This is a genomic window from Tepidanaerobacter acetatoxydans Re1 (genome assembly GCF_000328765.2).
Taxonomy (GTDB): Bacteria; Bacillota; Thermosediminibacteria; order Thermosediminibacterales; family Tepidanaerobacteraceae; genus Tepidanaerobacter; species Tepidanaerobacter acetatoxydans.
In genome coordinates, this window is record NC_019954.2 from 1,323,853 (window position 1) to 1,341,248 (window position 17,396).

Annotated in this window: 16 protein-coding genes; all 16 read left to right on the forward strand. The window is 33.9% G+C overall.

Going from position 1 to position 17,396, the window contains the following annotated elements; genetic code table 11:
- Nucleotides 1–45 precede the first annotated feature (45 nt).
- The 16 genes from alr to TEPIRE1_RS06450 all read left to right on the forward strand — a co-directional run bounded on the left by alr (nt 46) and on the right by TEPIRE1_RS06450 (nt 17,376).
- On the forward strand, nt 46–1,251 hold the full coding sequence (alr, locus tag TEPIRE1_RS06375; protein ID WP_013778347.1) for an alanine racemase: 1,206 nt from the start codon (nt 46–48) through the stop codon (nt 1,249–1,251).
- Nucleotides 1,244–1,696, forward strand: a complete 453-nt coding sequence (gene dut / locus TEPIRE1_RS06380; protein WP_013778348.1) for a dUTP diphosphatase — start codon at nt 1,244–1,246, stop codon at nt 1,694–1,696. Before alr ends, dut begins: the two co-directional genes overlap by 8 nt.
- 66 nt (nt 1,697–1,762) lie before the next feature.
- Entirely contained in the window at nt 1,763–2,056 is a 294-nt protein-coding gene (locus TEPIRE1_RS06385; RefSeq protein ID WP_013778349.1) for a YlmC/YmxH family sporulation protein, read from the forward strand.
- A 21-nt stretch (nt 2,057–2,077) separates the two neighbouring features.
- On the forward strand, nt 2,078–3,751 hold the full coding sequence (locus tag TEPIRE1_RS06390; protein ID WP_013778350.1) for a ribonuclease J: 1,674 nt from the start codon (nt 2,078–2,080) through the stop codon (nt 3,749–3,751).
- Between the two features lie 81 nt (nt 3,752–3,832).
- Nucleotides 3,833–4,555, forward strand: a complete 723-nt coding sequence (locus TEPIRE1_RS06395) for a ClpP family protease (protein ID WP_013778351.1) — start codon at nt 3,833–3,835, stop codon at nt 4,553–4,555.
- Nucleotides 4,556–4,566: 11 nt separating this feature from the next.
- Complete coding sequence (locus tag TEPIRE1_RS06400; RefSeq protein ID WP_231848333.1) at nt 4,567–4,791, forward strand: YlzJ-like family protein; 225 nt, start codon at nt 4,567–4,569, stop codon at nt 4,789–4,791.
- Nucleotides 4,792–4,871: 80 nt separating this feature from the next.
- A complete protein-coding gene (locus TEPIRE1_RS06405) occupies nt 4,872–7,052 on the forward strand; it encodes an FtsK/SpoIIIE family DNA translocase (protein WP_013778353.1) in 2,181 nt (726 codons plus the stop codon).
- 114 nt (nt 7,053–7,166) lie between these two features.
- Nucleotides 7,167–8,030, forward strand: a complete 864-nt coding sequence (locus tag TEPIRE1_RS06410; RefSeq protein ID WP_269450243.1) for a helix-turn-helix domain-containing protein — start codon at nt 7,167–7,169, stop codon at nt 8,028–8,030.
- Between the two features lie 157 nt (nt 8,031–8,187).
- Entirely contained in the window at nt 8,188–9,513 is a 1,326-nt protein-coding gene (rimO, locus tag TEPIRE1_RS06415; protein WP_013778355.1) for a 30S ribosomal protein S12 methylthiotransferase RimO, read from the forward strand.
- Between the two features lie 171 nt (nt 9,514–9,684).
- Nucleotides 9,685–10,221 (forward strand): hypothetical protein, encoded by a 537-nt coding sequence (locus TEPIRE1_RS06420; RefSeq protein ID WP_013778356.1) that lies wholly within the window; start codon nt 9,685–9,687, stop codon nt 10,219–10,221.
- Between the two features lie 22 nt (nt 10,222–10,243).
- Nucleotides 10,244–11,719, forward strand: a complete 1,476-nt coding sequence (locus TEPIRE1_RS06425) for an AAA family ATPase (RefSeq protein WP_013778357.1) — start codon at nt 10,244–10,246, stop codon at nt 11,717–11,719.
- A 259-nt stretch (nt 11,720–11,978) separates the two neighbouring features.
- Nucleotides 11,979–13,223: a competence/damage-inducible protein A gene (locus TEPIRE1_RS06430; RefSeq protein WP_013778358.1), complete on the forward strand. Its 1,245-nt coding sequence runs from the start codon at nt 11,979–11,981 to the stop codon at nt 13,221–13,223.
- A 48-nt stretch (nt 13,224–13,271) separates the two neighbouring features.
- Nucleotides 13,272–13,826 (forward strand): RNA 2',3'-cyclic phosphodiesterase, encoded by a 555-nt coding sequence (gene thpR / locus TEPIRE1_RS06435; protein ID WP_231848335.1) that lies wholly within the window; start codon nt 13,272–13,274, stop codon nt 13,824–13,826.
- A gap of 71 nt (nt 13,827–13,897) precedes the next feature.
- Nucleotides 13,898–14,935: a recombinase RecA gene (gene recA / locus TEPIRE1_RS06440; protein ID WP_013778360.1), complete on the forward strand. Its 1,038-nt coding sequence runs from the start codon at nt 13,898–13,900 to the stop codon at nt 14,933–14,935.
- A 1-nt stretch (nt 14,936) separates the two neighbouring features.
- A complete protein-coding gene (locus TEPIRE1_RS06445; protein WP_013778361.1) occupies nt 14,937–15,932 on the forward strand; it encodes a metallophosphoesterase family protein in 996 nt (331 codons plus the stop codon).
- A 1-nt stretch (nt 15,933) separates the two neighbouring features.
- On the forward strand, nt 15,934–17,376 hold the full coding sequence (locus TEPIRE1_RS06450) for an AAA family ATPase (RefSeq protein ID WP_013778362.1): 1,443 nt from the start codon (nt 15,934–15,936) through the stop codon (nt 17,374–17,376).
- Nucleotides 17,377–17,396 lie beyond the last annotated feature (20 nt).

The window sequence follows — 17,396 nt, forward strand, 5'->3', positions numbered from 1 at the left end:
TTTCATGTATACTTTACTTGATAAAACAATAGAAGGGTAATAATCATGGCAAATCCGACTTCTTGGCTATACGTAGATTTGAATACAATATCAGAGAATATTAAAACTATAAAAAATTATATTGGCGCAACTCGATTATTGGTAGTAGTTAAGGCTAATGCTTATGGGCACGGGATGTATCCTGTTGCCGCATGTGCCGTAGAGAGTGGAGCCGATTATTTGGGTGTATCTTCTTTAGAAGAAGGTATTTTTTTGCGAAAAAGCGGGATAAAGGAACCAGTGCTTGTTTTTAATACTATACTGCCCGAACAAGCTGAAGATGCATTGAATTATGACTTAACAGTTACTGTTTGTTCTTTTGATACTGTACAAGCCCTTAATGATGCAGCCGCAAAAATGAATAAAAAAGCTTTCGTACATGTGAAGATTGATACAGGGTTAGGAAGATTTGGCGTATTACCTGAACATGCTGTTGAAATGGTTCATATAATAACAGCTAATTTCAAGAACATTTACATTGAGGGAATTTATACACATTTTTCCTTGGCAACAAACGAAAGTATTACCCGTAAACAATTTAACATATTTTTATCAATTATAAAAGAATTAGAGCATCAAGGCTATAAAATACCCTTAAAGCATGTATGTAATAGCACTGCAATGTTAAATTATGCCGAGATGCATTTGGATATGGTCAGAGTGGGGAACTTAGTATATGGGTTATGCCCCTCAAAAAATCTAAAAATAAGTAATCCTTCAAAAATCTATTCCAAAATAATCTTTTTAAAAACCTTGCCTAAAGGGCATTATGTCGGCTATGGCAATAGATTTAAAACTCGAAGGCATACTACAGTGGCTATAGTGCCTTTCGGCTATTATGACGGTCTTGAGCTTTTTATCTCTCAGCCTAATGGGATTTGGGACAGTCTTAAAAATCTTATCAAACAGATTTTAGCAAGTTTTGGGGTAATCACTGCCAATAGAACCGTAAAGGTGAATGGTATTCAATGCAATATATTAGGCAAAATAAGTATGCAAAGTTGTATAGTCGATGTCACAGATATAAAAGATAAAGTGTTTATCGGTGATGTTGTAGAACTTAGTGCCAGACGAATAAACTTATCGCATAGTATTGCTAGGGTTTATCATAAAGCGGATAATATTTTTTTAGTAGACAAGGCTGTTTCGGATGAGGATGAAGTAAATTTATCACACGGAACCGGACAAAGGAGCGAAACATCAATTGTGTAACAAAATAAAGATAATAGTATGTAAAGTTGAAGGGGCAGAAGATATTCCTTTGCCTCAGTATATGACTTCTGGAGCTGCAGGAATGGATTTGGCAGCTAATGTTTCCGAAATTACATATTTGGAGGCAGGAGAATTTAAAGTTATCCCTTGCGGAATAAAAATCGAAATTCCGACTGGATTTGAAGCTCAAATCCGCCCCAGGAGCGGCTTAGCCGTAAATCATGGCATTACAGTGCTCAATAGTCCGGGAACTATTGACTGTGACTATAGAGGAGAAGTAAAAGTTATTTTGATTAACCACGGCAAACAAAAATTCGCAATAAAGAGAGGTGACAGAATAGCTCAGCTCGTAATTGCCAAAGTAGTAGAAGCTGAAATCTGCCAAGGCCGCAATCTGTGTGAAACGGAAAGAGGGAACGGTGGATTCGGGCACACTGGTATGTAGTGAGTATGTAGTAAGTTTGCATTTTTTTACTTCTCAGGTCATAAAATATGGTTGGGAGGTAAAAAAATGAAACTAAGTGAATTGAGCGGAAAGGAAATAATCAATCTTTACAGTGGAGCAAGACTTGGAATACTTGGGAATTCAGATTTGGTTTTAGACGAAGTTTCCGGTAAAATAATTTATTTACTGATACCTAAAAAAAATTCGTGGTTTTTTACTTTTACCTTGAGAGATCGGAGCTATACTGAAGTAGTATGGGATTCGATTAAAAAAATAGGGCCGGATATTGTTATTATTGATGTGGAAGACTACAATCATAAAAAATATGATGATTTAAGAAAAAGCAAAAATTACACTTAAGTTGTTGGAGGTGTTTTGTTATTGTCAAAAAATGAACAAGACAAATTACTTATCATTCCCTTGGGTGGGATGGGTGAGATAGGTAAAAATATGACAGTTATTCAGTATGGTAAAGAGATTTTGCTAATCGATTCGGGTTTAATGTTTCCCGAAGAGGAAATGCTTGGAATAGACATAGTAATTCCGGATATAACATATCTTATTGAAAATAAAGAGTATATAAAGGGTATTCTAATAACACATGGACATGAAGACCATATTGGAGCACTCCCTTATGTACTTCAACAGATAAATGCCCCACTATATGGAACAAAATTGACTTTAGGTTTGGTTGAAGGCAAGTTAAAGGAAACAAGGCTTAATAAAAAAAATATATCGATGAACGTAGTAAAGCCGCCAACTACTATCAATATAGGCAGTTTTGCTGTGGATTTCATCAGGGTAAATCATAGTATCCCAGATGCAGTTGGATTTGCAATTCATACACCTGTTGGCATAATTTGTCATACGGGGGATTTTAAATTAGATCAAACTCCTGTAAATGGCGAAAAAGCAGATCTTCATAAATTTGCAGAATTAGGTTCAAAGGGTGTACTTGCACTTTTGTCCGACAGCACTAATGCAGAGCGCGAAGGATATACTATGTCAGAGAAGGTAGTAGGTCATACCATTGAAGATATATTTAAAACAGTTACAGGTCGAATTATAGTAGCGACTTTTGCGTCAAATATACATCGAATTCAGCAGATTTTTGATGCCGCATATAAGAACGATAGGAAAGTGGCCGTAGTAGGCAGAAGTATGGTGAATGTGGTGAATATTGCGCTGGACTTAGGTTATCTTACCATACCCAAATCTTTATTGATGGATTTAGATGAACTAAACCGTTTGCCAAAAGAAAAAGTCGTAATAATTACCACAGGGAGTCAGGGTGAACCTATGTCTGCATTAACTCGAATGGCCATGTCTGAGCATAAAAAAGTTGAGATAATGCCTGAAGACACAGTGCTTATTTCTGCAAGTCCCATTCCGGGAAATGAAAAATTCATAGCTAGAACGATAGACCATTTATTTAAAAAGGGTGCAAATGTTATATACGAAGCAATATCCGGTGTTCATGTTTCAGGTCATGCAAGTCAAGAAGAATTAAAACTAATGCTGAACCTTGTAAGACCCAAATTTTTCATACCTGTTCATGGAGAATATAGGCATCTTGTCCATCATTCGCATTTAGCTATGGAAGTTGGCATTCCTTCAGAAAATATTTTCATCGTTGAGAACGGTAGAATTTTAGAATTTACTAAGGATTCATGCAAAATGGCAGGGAGGGTTACTGCCGGTAAGGTTCTTGTTGACGGTTTAGGTGTAGGGGATGTAGGAAATATAGTATTAAGGGACCGCAAACAACTTTCACAAGATGGTATTTTGATTGTTGTAGTAGCCATAGACAAGGAAACAGGTGAAGTTGTTTCAGGTCCGGATATAATCTCAAGAGGTTTTGTATATGTAAGAGAGTCTGAAGAACTTATGGAACAAGCTCGCGAAAAAGTTAAACAAGCTTTAAGAAAATGTCAGGAAGAAAATATTAGTGAATGGTCTACAATAAAGTCTCAAGTAAGGGAACATTTAGGCAAGCTCTTGTTTGAACAGACTCGCAGAAGGCCCATGATATTACCTATTATTATGGAAGTATGACAAATCCTTTGTCATACTTCTTTTGCATATTTATTGTAAAAGATTCAAAGAATAAAATAAACATTTAGGAAGGATGATTTAATGTTACAATATGATGTTTTTTCCTGTAATGAGATTTCTGCTAAAAATCAAAACATGCAGACATCTGAAGATACTGCAACTGAAACACTACAGCAATTGGGCCAGCTTGAAATACCGAAGATGGAAAGTAACTTCTATTCAATTACTATAGTAGGACAAATTGAAGGCCATATAGTGCTACCGCCGCAGAATAAAACTACTAAATATGAGCATATTATTCCACAATTGATAGCTATAGAACAAAATCCGAAGATTAAAGGCTTATTAGTTATACTAAACACTGTAGGTGGTGATGTTGAGGCAGGGCTTGCTATTGCAGAAATGATTGTAGGTATGACAAAACCCACAGTATCTTTAGTTTTAGGCGGAGGGCATAGCATTGGTGTACCTATAGCGGTGGCTAGTGATTACTCTTTCATAGCCGAAACTGCTACTATGACTATTCATCCTATACGGCTTACAGGGCTTGTGATAGGCGTCCCACAAACATATGAATATTTGGATAAAATGCAGGACCGAGTCATAAAATTTATTGTTGAACATTCTAAAATTGGTGAAGAATCCTTTAGAGAGTTGATGTTTAGCACAGGTAAACTTGCTCGAGATATAGGAACTGTGTTAGTAGGTTCAGATGCCGTAAAATGTGGATTAATTGATGAGGTTGGAGGAATTGGTGCTGCCATAAAAAAATTAGAAGAAATAATTAAACTAGTTAACAATTAAATGTTTATGAGGTGATTTTATTGCTGTTATATACAACAATGCCTTTAGAAATCGTTCTTGATGGAATATATAAAGAGCATGAATATAAAGAGATTGATACTAATGGAGTAAAATTGATTGTAGAATGTATAGGGATAAATCAAGGTAAGATAGTAAGGCTTATCAGTAGCAACCCTCAGGATTTTTTAAATCCAAACTTTTTTCCAGGGAAAATAATAACATTTTCTCTTCAATAGACCTTATGGTCTTTTTTTATATAACAAGAAAGGATTTTTTGAAGATATGGAGAATAATAAAATTACTGAGGTGTAACGAAATGGCAAAATCAACACAAAATATTAAAAATACAAAAAGCGATATTCAGTGGGAAATTAACGGACTTCTTTTAATTTCATTTGGAGTGCTTGGGATTTTTTCAATATATACCAATGCCGTTGGCGCAGTAGGAAACTTTATAAGTAAAAACTTCAAGGGATTTGCAGGTCAAGCTGCTGTATTAATCCCTATACTAGTAATTCTTGCAGGAGTGTACTGCTTATATTATAAGAAAAAACCAAATATATCCTTCCGAACAATTGGACTTCTTATTATTTTTACAGTAACGGTCTTATTGATCCATTTAAAACCTCATGCAAACATGATCGAAAAGAATTTTATAAATCGATTGAGAACAAGTGCTGATATAGGCGTTGAAGGAGTTGGTGGTGGGATTTTAGGCGAAATAGGTTTGTCATTCCTAATAAGTATTTTTGGCACTACCGGATCTACGATACTGATGATTACTTTTGTAATTATAGGTATTATCTTGATTACCGGAAAGCCGCTAACGGGTTTAATACAAAAAATAAAGCCATCTATTAAAAATAAGAACATTCCAATAAACCCACCATCTCAAAATAAAAATATAAAAGTTATAACTAATATGATTGATGAATCTTCTGTTTGCGAAAACGATAATAGGGGAATAGAAGAAGATGCCATTTTAAAAAACCGGGAAGAAAATCAAACTAAAAAGTTGGAAAAAGATAGAGAAGTTAAGGAAGAACCAATTATTATAAATGGCGACAATGACGAGGAAAAAAAATACAAACTACCTCCCGTATCTTTGCTGCATAAAAATACTATCAAACAAGGTGGTTTCAGTGAAAAAGAATTATTAAACAGTGCACAAACACTCGAAAACACATTAGAAAGTTTTGGCTTACAGGCGAAGGTAATACAGGTTAATTGCGGCCCAACTATTACGAGGTTTGAAGTGCAGCCGTCTCCAGGCACAAAAGTTAGCCGAATTGTTAACTTAGCAGATGATATAGCTTTAAGCTTGGCTGCCTCTGATGTTAGGATAGAAGCTCCTATTCCCGGAAAAGCAGCAATTGGTATAGAAGTTCCAAACAAAGCTAAATCTCCTGTATATTTACGAGACGTACTAGAATCGACAGAATTTCGTACATCCATATCCAAATTGACTATAGCGTTGGGTAAGGACATAGGTGGAAATCCTATGGTTACAGATTTGTCAGAGATGCCTCATCTTCTAATTGCAGGAGCAACCGGTTCAGGCAAAAGTGTTTGTATAAATTCAATTATTTCCAGCATTTTATACAAAGCTTACCCTAATGAGGTAAAGTTTATGATGATAGATCCAAAGGTTGTCGAATTGGCAGTATATGATGGTATACCACATTTATTAACTCCTGTAGTCACAGATGCTAAAAAGGCTGCTGTGGCACTAAATTGGATGGTAACAGAAATGGAAAGAAGGTACCAAGCCTTTGCGAAAGAAGGTGTCCGAGAAATAGCAAGGTATAATGAAGTAAACAATGAAAAGCCAATGCCTAAAATATTGGTAATAATTGATGAATTAGCTGATTTAATGATGGTTTCTCCACGGGAAGTCGAAGATAGCATATGCCGGCTTGCTCAGATGGCAAGAGCTGCCGGTATACATTTGGTGGTGGCTACTCAGAGACCCTCTGTAGACATAATAACAGGTCTGATTAAGGCTAATATTCCATCTAGAATTTCCTTTGCTGTCTCTTCACAAATAGATTCTAGAACCATACTTGATATATCCGGTGCCGAGAAACTACTTGGTAAAGGAGATATGCTTTTCTTTCCAGTTGGGGCATCTAAGCCAACTAGAATTCAAGGGGCTTATATATCAGAAGAAGAAGTTGAAAATTTGGTAGATTTTAGCAAGAAACAAAGAGAACCTAAATACGAAAAAAATCTTTCCGACTTTAATGAAATAGAGGTTGATAATAAAAGGCATGAAGAATCTGATGAGTTATTCCATGAGGCTGTATCATTGGTGTTGGATAGCGGTCAGGCTTCTATTTCTATGTTGCAACGGAGGTTAAGAATAGGATATGCCCGTGCGGCAAGACTTATCGATGAAATGGAGGAATGCGGATTTATAGGCGGATATGAAGGTACTAAACCTAGGGAAATCTTAATTACCAAAGAATATTTCGATGAATACATTAATAACCAATAAATTTTCTAAGAAGGGCCAAATATATTAAATCAAAGTGTCATTTTATCTTAAATTTAAATTTGAAAAAGATCAGAACAGGAGGGGGCGGAAAAACTGAGCTATGACATTAATAACATCAAAACTCCAACAGAACTTGGTACGTATTTAAAAAGCGCTAGAGAACAAGCAAATATATCTATGGAACAAATACAAAAAGAAACAAAAATAAGAACAAAATACTTAACGGCTATTGAAAATGGTGATTTTTCCGTGATACCAGGTGGTGATGTTTATGTTAAAGGCTTTCTAAAAAATTATGCTGATACCATAGGCCTTGATTCCAGTGTAGTTATTGAACTTTATAAAAAGGTAACTGGTAAAGAAAATGAAAATGAAAATGAAAATGAAAATGAAAATGATGAAACAGACTCGACTGCTTCATTAACACAAGATTCGGCAAAGGTGGACGATTTATCCGGTAAACCAAAGCATAAAATCGTTAGCATTGCTGTCCTATTAGTAATATTTTTGATATTAGCAGTGACATTTATAAAAGCATTTAAGCCAAAGCATTCTCAGCATGAAACAAAACCACCTATGTCTCAAAGCTTACCTGAAGATGAAACCAACAAACCAGATGTTGAAGATACTACACATAGTATAGAAGACTTAAATGATGTAGAGGATACAAAGGATGCAGAAGTAATAGTAGAGGTAACAGAAGATTCAAAGCAGCAAACAGTATATGTTGTTGATGATGATTTTGTCGAAGTAACCATGAATGTTACAGACGGCAGATGCTGGATTTCTGTTATAAAAGACGGTATTGCCGACTTTGAAGGAACTTTAAATACAGGAGAAACGAAAACATGGAGAGCAGAAAAAGATATTAGTATAAGAATAGGCAACCCTCCTGTGATTAATTTAGTGATTAACGGTAAAGACTTTGGAAGGCCTACGGGAGAAACCCGAAACTTTATTTTCAAGAGAAGAACTTAAAAAGTTCTTCTCTTGATTTTATTTTATATTTCACTTTTAGTTCCAATACGGGATTATAAGTGAATAAAAAATTAGTGAACTTATATATCTTTACACATAGTTGTAAAATAAGTATACTATTAATGTATAATTTTGCTGTATTATCAGGAGGAGAAAATTGGCGATAAAAATAGGTTTCATATCATTAGGCTGCGATAAAAATCTTGTTGATTCGGAATATATGCTGGGTATACTTAAAAAACATAATTACACCATCACAAATAATGAAAATGAAGCACAAATCATAATAATTAATACTTGTGGTTTTATTAAAGAGGCTAAACAAGAGTCTATAGATACGATTCTAGAAATGGCTCAACTTAAAAAACTCGGTAAATGTAGATTGCTTATAGCTACAGGGTGCCTTGCTCAGCGGTATAAAAGCGAGTTATTGACAGAAATACCTGAGCTTGATGCAGTTATAGGCACGGGTGATTTTGATAAAATATGTGAAGTAATTCAACAACTAGATTCAAATAAAATTAACCTTACCAATAATTATAGTTTCATTGATTATGATGTTCATAGTCGTGTAAGAATTTATCCTTATACTTCTTTTGTAAAGATAGCCGAGGGATGCGATAATTATTGCTCATATTGTGCGATTCCATTTATAAGGGGCTCATATCGAAGCAGAAAGATTGAAGCTATCAAAGAAGAAGTTAAAATTCTTGTTGCTCAAGGAGTTAAAGAAATAAATCTTGTGGCTCAGGACACCACAAACTATGGAGTTGATATTTATGGACGACCGTCACTTCCTGAATTATTGCAAGAACTTATAAAAATAGATGGAGAATACTTGATAAGGATTTTATATGCATATCCAACAAATATTAATAAGGAACTATTAGATGTAATGCTGAGCAGTAAAAAAATAGCGAATTATCTAGATATACCTTTACAGCATTTTAATGATAGGATTTTACGACTTATGGGCAGACCTACTAATAGCCAATCCATAATTACACTCATAGATAATATAAGAAGCAGGTTGCCTGAAATAACTTTAAGAACAACTTTTATAGTTGGCTTTCCTACTGAAACAGAAGCTGAATATGAGCAACTGCTTGACTTTATAAGGGAATATAAATTTGATAAGGTAGGAGTTTTTAAGTATTCTCAAGAAGAGGATACTGTTGCAGCTGCACTTATGCCACAGATATCTGAGAAAATTAAGCAGAAAAGATATAACAAACTAATGAAGGTTCAAAACTCTATTTCAAAAATAAAAAATCAAAGATTCAAAGGAAAGATTCTTAATGTATTGATCGAAGGCTATGATCAGGCAAATCAAATATTTATTGGTCGTTCTGAAAATGATGCTCCTTTTGTTGATGGAATAGTTAAAGTTTTATGCGGTAACGGCAACTGTGAATTAGGTCAAATATATCCAGTAAAGATTCTAGAAACTTATGAATATGATTTATTAGGAAAATTGCAGTAGGGAATCTAAGTTACCGCGTTATTGGCTTAATATCTTTGTAAAAAAAGTTCAGATTGTCCATTTAAAATAAAAACTAGAAGGCATTGCTAAAAGATGCCTTTTTTTCAAAGGACAATTAAAAAATGGTATGCTATAATAATATTATGTAAACAATTGTGAGGTGAACGTTTATTGAGTCATGATAGATACAAGATTTTTCGAATAATAGTTATTTCTATCATCTTCTTGCTATTAATGTTAGCATTTCAATGGTATTATACTAAAAATGTCATGACAAAAACTTTAGAAAAGGAATTACTTCAAAATAGGTATGTAAGTAATATCAAAATAAAAGAAGGGAAAGAAAAAATTACTGTAGATGTTACTTTTAAAAATGTGGATAATTTAATGGAGGCTTACAGTACAATACACGGTATAATGGAACACCAGTTAAAAGGTCGACCGTTTGAATTAGAAATTGTTAATCAAGCTAATAAAGTGATAAGTGACTTATATAATAATGAGGTACAGTTTATCATATATGAAGCTTTGCAAACTGGAAAGTTTACTGAGATGAAAGCTAGGCTTGATGAGATACAATATGCCAAAACAAAAAACACAACATTAGAGCCAGTAGAAATTAAAGTGTTTATAGATTTAGATAATCTTTATTTACAGATAAAAGTTAACGAGTCTAGTTTTTATAAGGTAATTAGTCGAGAAGCATAAGGGGAATAGGAGGAGAAGAGAATTGCTGCTTGAATTTGGAATTGGCTTAGGAATAGCCTTTTTGGCATTTCTTTTAATAAATGGTATAAATGTGCTGCCGATAATTATCATGATAGGTTTTGCATATATGCTATTTAACATTTTAGACAGAGGAAATTTAATGAAAAATCCGGCAAGAATTATTTCTAATACTCAAGACATAACCTTTGACAAAATTGGCGGGCAAGAAGTAGCTAAAAATGAGCTGTTGGAAGCGCTAGACTTTATTAAGAACTTTGATGAAGCAAAAAAAATGGGGATTCGCCCTCTTAGAGGAATAATGTTAGTAGGAGCTCCCGGTACAGGTAAAACTCTCATGGCAAAAGCTGCTACATCATATATAGATTCAATTTTTGTTTCTGCCTCAGGAAGCGAATTTATAGAGATGTATGCCGGTGTCGGTGCACAGCGGGTTAGACAATTATTTGAAGTAGCACGTAATATGGCTAAGAAAGCATCTAAAAAACACGGTGTTGTTTTTATAGATGAAATTGAAGTCATAGCGGGTACACGAGGCAGAAATGCCAGTCATCTAGAATATGATCAAACATTAAACCAATTATTAGTTGAAATGGACGGCATTTCTTCTCATGATGATATAAATTTACTCGTTATCGCTGCAACAAATCGGCCAGATATCATTGATCCTGCACTGATGAGACCGGGCAGGTTTGACCGTATTGTAAAAGTGGATCTTCCAGATAAAGATGGAAGGCTTGAAATACTGAAATTGCATACTAAAGATAAACCACTCGATATTGATGTGGATTTAGAACAAATAGCAAAAGAAACATTTGGATTTTCTGGGGCTCATTTGGAAAATCTTTGCAATGAAGCAGCTATTTTTGCAATGAGAGAACAAAATAAAAAGATTAGTCAAAAAAATTTCATAGAGGCAATTGACAAGGTTATCATGGGTGAAAAACTTAATAGAAAGCCAACTGAAGATGAACGTAAACGAATTGCAATTCATGAGAGCGGCCATGCCTTAGTTAGTGAACATTTTAATCCTAATTCAGTTTCAACTATAACTATTACTTCCAGAGGTCAGGCTCTTGGATATATAAGGCAAACACCAGAAGATGATATATATCTTTACACAAAACAGTATTTAGAATCACAGATAGCGGTAGCCTTAGCTGGAGCGGTAGCCGAAGAAAAATTGTTAGGAGACAGCAGTACAGGAGCATCCAATGATTTTGAACAGGCTGTAGATTTAGCGAAAAAGATAATATTTTCTGGCATGTCTGAATTAAGTGTAGTAGATAAGGATTCACTACCTTCGGAAAAACTTCATAAAGTCATTTCAAACATATTACTGCAACAAAAATCAATAGTTGAAAATATCATAGAAGAAAAACAAGATGTTTTAAAATTAATTGTTGATTATCTAATGGAAAATGAAAAAATAGATGGTAACAATTTTAGAAAACTACTGCTAAAATCTCAAGTAGCATAAAATTATTTCAAAAAAATATTTATTCTTTTTCTGCGGATTAAAAAAGGAAATCATGTAAAAAACTAGAATAATGTATTTGATATAGTTTTTATTTTACTATTTAATTTAAATCTACCGCAGAAACCTTCTTTTTTAATTTGTGTCAGCACATAGTGTATTAACATCATAGCAGTATGTTGATGTCTTAGGCTGAATTTGACTTTTTACAATAAAATCAAATCGACAATAAATAAACTATTTTTATTTGAGGTGACATTATTTGAAAGCTGAAATAATAGCTGTGGGTACTGAACTTCTTTTGGGACAAATACCTAATGTAAATGCTCAAATTATATCTAAAGCTTTGCAAGAAATTGGCATAGATGTTTATTACCATACGTGCGTTGGAGATAATCAGGATAGATTGAGTGATGTTTTCAAAACAAGTTTTGCTCGCTCGGATATTATCATTTTAACCGGAGGATTAGGTCCTACCAAGGATGATTTAACTAAAGAAACTGTATCCAATTTTTTAAATCTCCCACTTAAAGCGGATGAGCATTCCCTAGATAAAATAAAGAGCTTTTTTGCTCATAGAGGAAAACCTATTGCTGAAAATAATTATAAACAGACCCTAATTCCTGAAGGAGCTTCTGCTATAGAAAATAAAAACGGAACTGCTCCCGGAGTATTGCTTAACAATAACGGAAAAATAATTGTTATGCTGCCAGGCCCACCTGCAGAAATGGAACCCATGCTTAAAGAAGTTGTTATTCCATATCTTTCAAAAATGTGCAATGCTACTATTTTTTCAAGAGTCTTAAAATTTTATGGTATTGGAGAATCAGACCTTGAAGAAAAGCTGCAAGATTTAATAGCTCAGCAAACTAATCCAACCATTGCTCCTTTAGCAAAAATGGGTGAGGTTACTGTAAGATTGACGGCAAAAGCCAAAAATAGGATTGAAGCACAGGAAATTATAAAGCCTGTGGAAGATGAAATAATAAAAAGAATTGGTAGCTTTTTATATGGATTTGATGATGATTCAATAGAAAAAATAGTAGCACAATTATTATTTAACTTCAATAAAACTATTTCTATAGCAGAATCATGTACAGGTGGTTTAACGGCTCATAAACTTACTAATATACATGGAATATCACAACGGTTTGACAGAGGTATTGTTTCTTATAGTAATAGAGCAAAACATGAATTGCTTCAAGTTAAGCTGGATACTATCAGAAAATATGGTGCTGTAAGTGAACAAACAGCTAAGGAGATGGCTAAAGGCGTAAGGCTTTCTTCTGGCTGTGATATTGGAGTATCAATAACGGGTATAGCCGGTCCTGATGGTGGCACTCATGAAAAACCCGTTGGATTAGTATATATCGGCTATTCTGATTCTAAAACTACATATGTTGAACAACACTTTTTTAATGGAAGTAGGATAAATATTAAGGAACGTTCTGCTAGCAGTGCATTACATTTAGTAAGGAAAATGATACAAGGCTTAATAAGCGATTAAATAAAGCGAAGCTTTAGGTATAGAGAATTTTCCTTTTTTCAGGAGGATATGAAAGTGAGATGCTTTATATCTATTGAGTTAGAATCTTCAATTAAGAACAACATAAACGATTTTATCTTACAAAATAATTTAAAGAAAATTTTTAGCGGTATAAGATGGACAAAACCTGACAATCTCCATATTACTCTTGCATTTTTAGGTGATATTTCCGCAGATGAAATTTCGGATGTAAAGAAGATATTAACAGAAATAGCACAAAATCATATGCCGTTTTATATCGAATTATCAGGCTTAGGTTTTTTCCCTAATCTTAAACACCCTAGGGTGTTATGGATTGGTATTAAAGAGCAATTGAATCTTTTGAAACTGAAAGATGACATAGATAAGAAACTAGATGTTTTTGACATCTCTTATGACAAGAAGCCATTTTCACCTCATTTAACTATAGGAAGAATAAGGGATACTTTAAAAATCGAACCCAAGGCTGTAGCAGAACTGGAATTTAAAGGTTCCTTTTTAGTCACAGAAATATATCTAATGAAAAGCGATTTATCTCCTACTGGAGCAAACTATACTAACTTATATAATGTGAAACTTGGCTGAAATAACTTTCTTGACTTGATTCATTTATATTAATATAATATATTAAAGAACATATGTTTGGAGGTTTATAAATGGCTGAAAAAGAAAAAGCTTTAGAAATGGCTATTACTCAAATTGAAAGGCAATTTGGCAAAGGTTCGATAATGAAATTAGGAGAAGCTGCAGCAAGATTTAATATAGAAGCTATTTCTACCGGCGCTCTACCTTTGGATATTGCTTTAGGTGTAGGTGGAGTTCCTAGAGGTAGGGTGATAGAAATATTTGGTCCTGAATCTTCAGGGAAAACTACTGTAGCACTGCATATAATTGCCGAAGCACAGAAGGGCGGAGGCACGGCCGCATTTATTGATGCTGAACACGCACTTGATCCCACTTATGCAAAAAATCTAGGAGTGAATACGGATGATTTATTAATATCTCAGCCCGACACAGGTGAGCAAGCATTGGAAATAGCAGAAACTCTTGTCCGAAGTGGAGCTGTTGATGTTGTAGTTATTGATTCGGTGGCAGCTCTTGTTCCAAAGGCTGAAATAGAGGGCGAAATGGGAGATGCACACGTGGGCTTGCAAGCAAGACTTATGTCTCAAGCCTTAAGGAAACTGTCAGGGGCAATCAGTAAATCTAATACGGTAGCTATCTTTATAAATCAGCTCAGGGAAAAGGTAGGTATAATGTTTGGAAATCCTGAAACTACTCCGGGAGGCAGAGCTCTAAAATTTTATTCTTCAGTGCGTTTAGATGTAAGAAGAATTGAAACACTAAAACAAGGCGAGGAAATGCTCGGAAATAGGACGAGGGTTAAGGTAGTAAAAAATAAAGTTGCTCCTCCGTTTAAACAGGCAGAGTTTGATATAATTTATGGCGAAGGAATATCAAGAGAAGGATGCGTGTTAGATTTTGCTGTAGAAGAAGGCCTTATTCAAAAAAGCGGTGCATGGTACTCGTATGGAAAAGAAAAAATTGGTCAAGGTCGGGAAAATGCCAAACAATATTTAAGAGAGCATCCGGAAATTTTACAAGATGTAGAGTTGCAAGTAAAACAAAAACATAATTTGATTAAATCTGAATCAACTAATGAAAAGGATGCTAAATCTAAAGAAGGAGCTTAATATGAGAATCCTTTTTTTTACCGACACCCACATCCGCGGCACTAATCCACAAAACAGGACAGATAACTTTTTGGAGACTTTGTATCAAAAAATAAGAGAAGTTTTTGATATTGCTCAAAAAAATAACGTTGATGTGCTGTTGCATGGTGGAGATATTTTTGATCGGCCAGATATTGCACCTTCCTTAGCTCGGGAATTTGTGCTTTTGATAAATAAATATTCTTTACCTGTTTACGCCGTAGCAGGTAATCATGATATATATGGACAGAATCCGCTCACTTTAAACCGAACTATGTTAGGTCTGTTAGACGGAGCTGATGTTGTTAAGTTAATAAAACCTGGCGAAAAACTATATTTCATGGCAGACGATAAAAAAATACAACTCACAGGTCAGCATTATTATTATGGCATTGATGCTGATGATGAAAAAAAAGGTTATATAATAAAAAAAGATCCAGGTTCTGATATTGCTATACATATGGTTCATGGAATGCTTTTAGAAAAACCATTTTTTGAAGGTATGGCATATACGTTAATTGATAACATACTTGAAACTGAAGCTGATATAACTTTGAGCGGTCATTACCATACTGGTTTTGGCACCAAATGTATTAATGAAAAATACTTCATAAATCCGGGAAGCTTAGTGAGAATCAATAATAGTTTAAATGAGCTTTTGAGAATTCCTAAAGTGATAATTTTGGATATTGAAGATGAAATAAAAGTACAAGAAGTCTATCTTAAGAGTGCGATGCCGGGTGAAGATGTGCTGGATCGGTCGAAAGTTGAAGCATTGGCCTTCAGAGATAAAAAACTTTCAGAGTTTATACAAAGTGTTTATTCAACGGGTCAGTATGATACTTTTGATATTAATCGCATTATAGAACAGATTTCAAAACAAGAAAACTTAAAAGATGAAGTAGTCCAAGAAGCCTTGAAGAGAATCGGCAGAGCTCAAGAGCTATTAGGGAGTGAAAGTAACCTAGAGGTGAATTGATTTGGGGTTAATAAAAAGCCTTAAACTGAAAAATTTTCAATCACATAAAGAAAGCCAAATTGATTTTGATGAGGGCCTTACGGTAATATTAGGTCAGACGGACCAAGGTAAAAGTGCTATTATAAGAGCTCTGAAGTGGGTTTTATACAACGAACCGCGAGGAACGGATTTTATAACAGCAGGTTCTAAATTTTGTCAAGTTACCTTAGAGATGGAAGATGGTTCAATAATAATGCGGGAACGAGATGGTCAACGAAATCGATATATATTAGTACAAAATGGGCAAGAGCAGGTTTTTGAGGGATTTGGCAATAGTGTTCCTTTGGAGATAACAAGCGCTCATGGCATACCAAAGATAAATATTGACAGAGACGCTACTTCAGCGGCAAATCTTGCAGAACAACTTGAAGCTCCCTTTCTTATATCAGAAAGCGGAAGTAATAGGGCTAAAGCATTAGGCAGACTTGTTGGAATTCATATTATTGATGCTGCACAGAGAACTACTCTAAAAGATATATTTGATGCTGAACAACGGCGCAAAGTGCTATACAAGAATATAGAGAACTTAAATAATGAACTTCTATCATATCAAGATATTGATACAATAGCAGAAAAAATATCTAATCTTAATGATGCTTTGAAAAAATTGAAACAAAACAAAATTAGTTTGGCAAAATTAATACAGATGCGCCAAGAGCTTGAATCGGTGGATTGTGAAATTGAAAAAAATAAAAGTATATTGCTTAAACTTGATTTTATAGACAGAATGGAAACTAATGTTACGTTAATCGATGCATTATATGTTAAGCATCAATATTTATTTGGGTTAACAAGGAAATTAAAGCAAGTCATCGATTCTGAAAAAATTGAACAAGATATTATAAGTGTTACACAAAGTCTTGCATTAATAGAGAATTCTTATTTCACTATTTTAGAGTTAAATAAAACATTAAGTCAATTGATAAGTTTTAATAATAATTTTAAAGATAATGACAAAAGCTTAAAACATGTAAACATAATCTTAGGCAAAACTCAGGATGTTTTTAATGCAGAAAAAAAATTATTAGAATCACAAAAATTGATGGAAATAGCAAAAAAATATTTATTAATATATAATCAATGGGAACTAGTAAACCAACAACTTGATTTTCAAAAGAAAGTAGTTGGTAAATATGGTCAACTAGAAAAAACTGAACAGTATTTAAATAGTTTAACCCAAAAATTGTCTGAGCTATTTTTGTTACAAGATACAAAGAAGTCAATGATAAATCTGGAATTATCAATAAAAAAGGGTAATGATTATTTACAAAAAGTTTTAAACAGCCTAAATAAAATGGCAAAAGAGTATAGTAAAATATTAGAAAAATTTGCGATATGTCCTACATGCTTAAAACCTATAGATGAAAAAACAACTCAAAAAATAGTTTTAGATATACTAAATTGATTTATTTAAGAGGTAAGAGG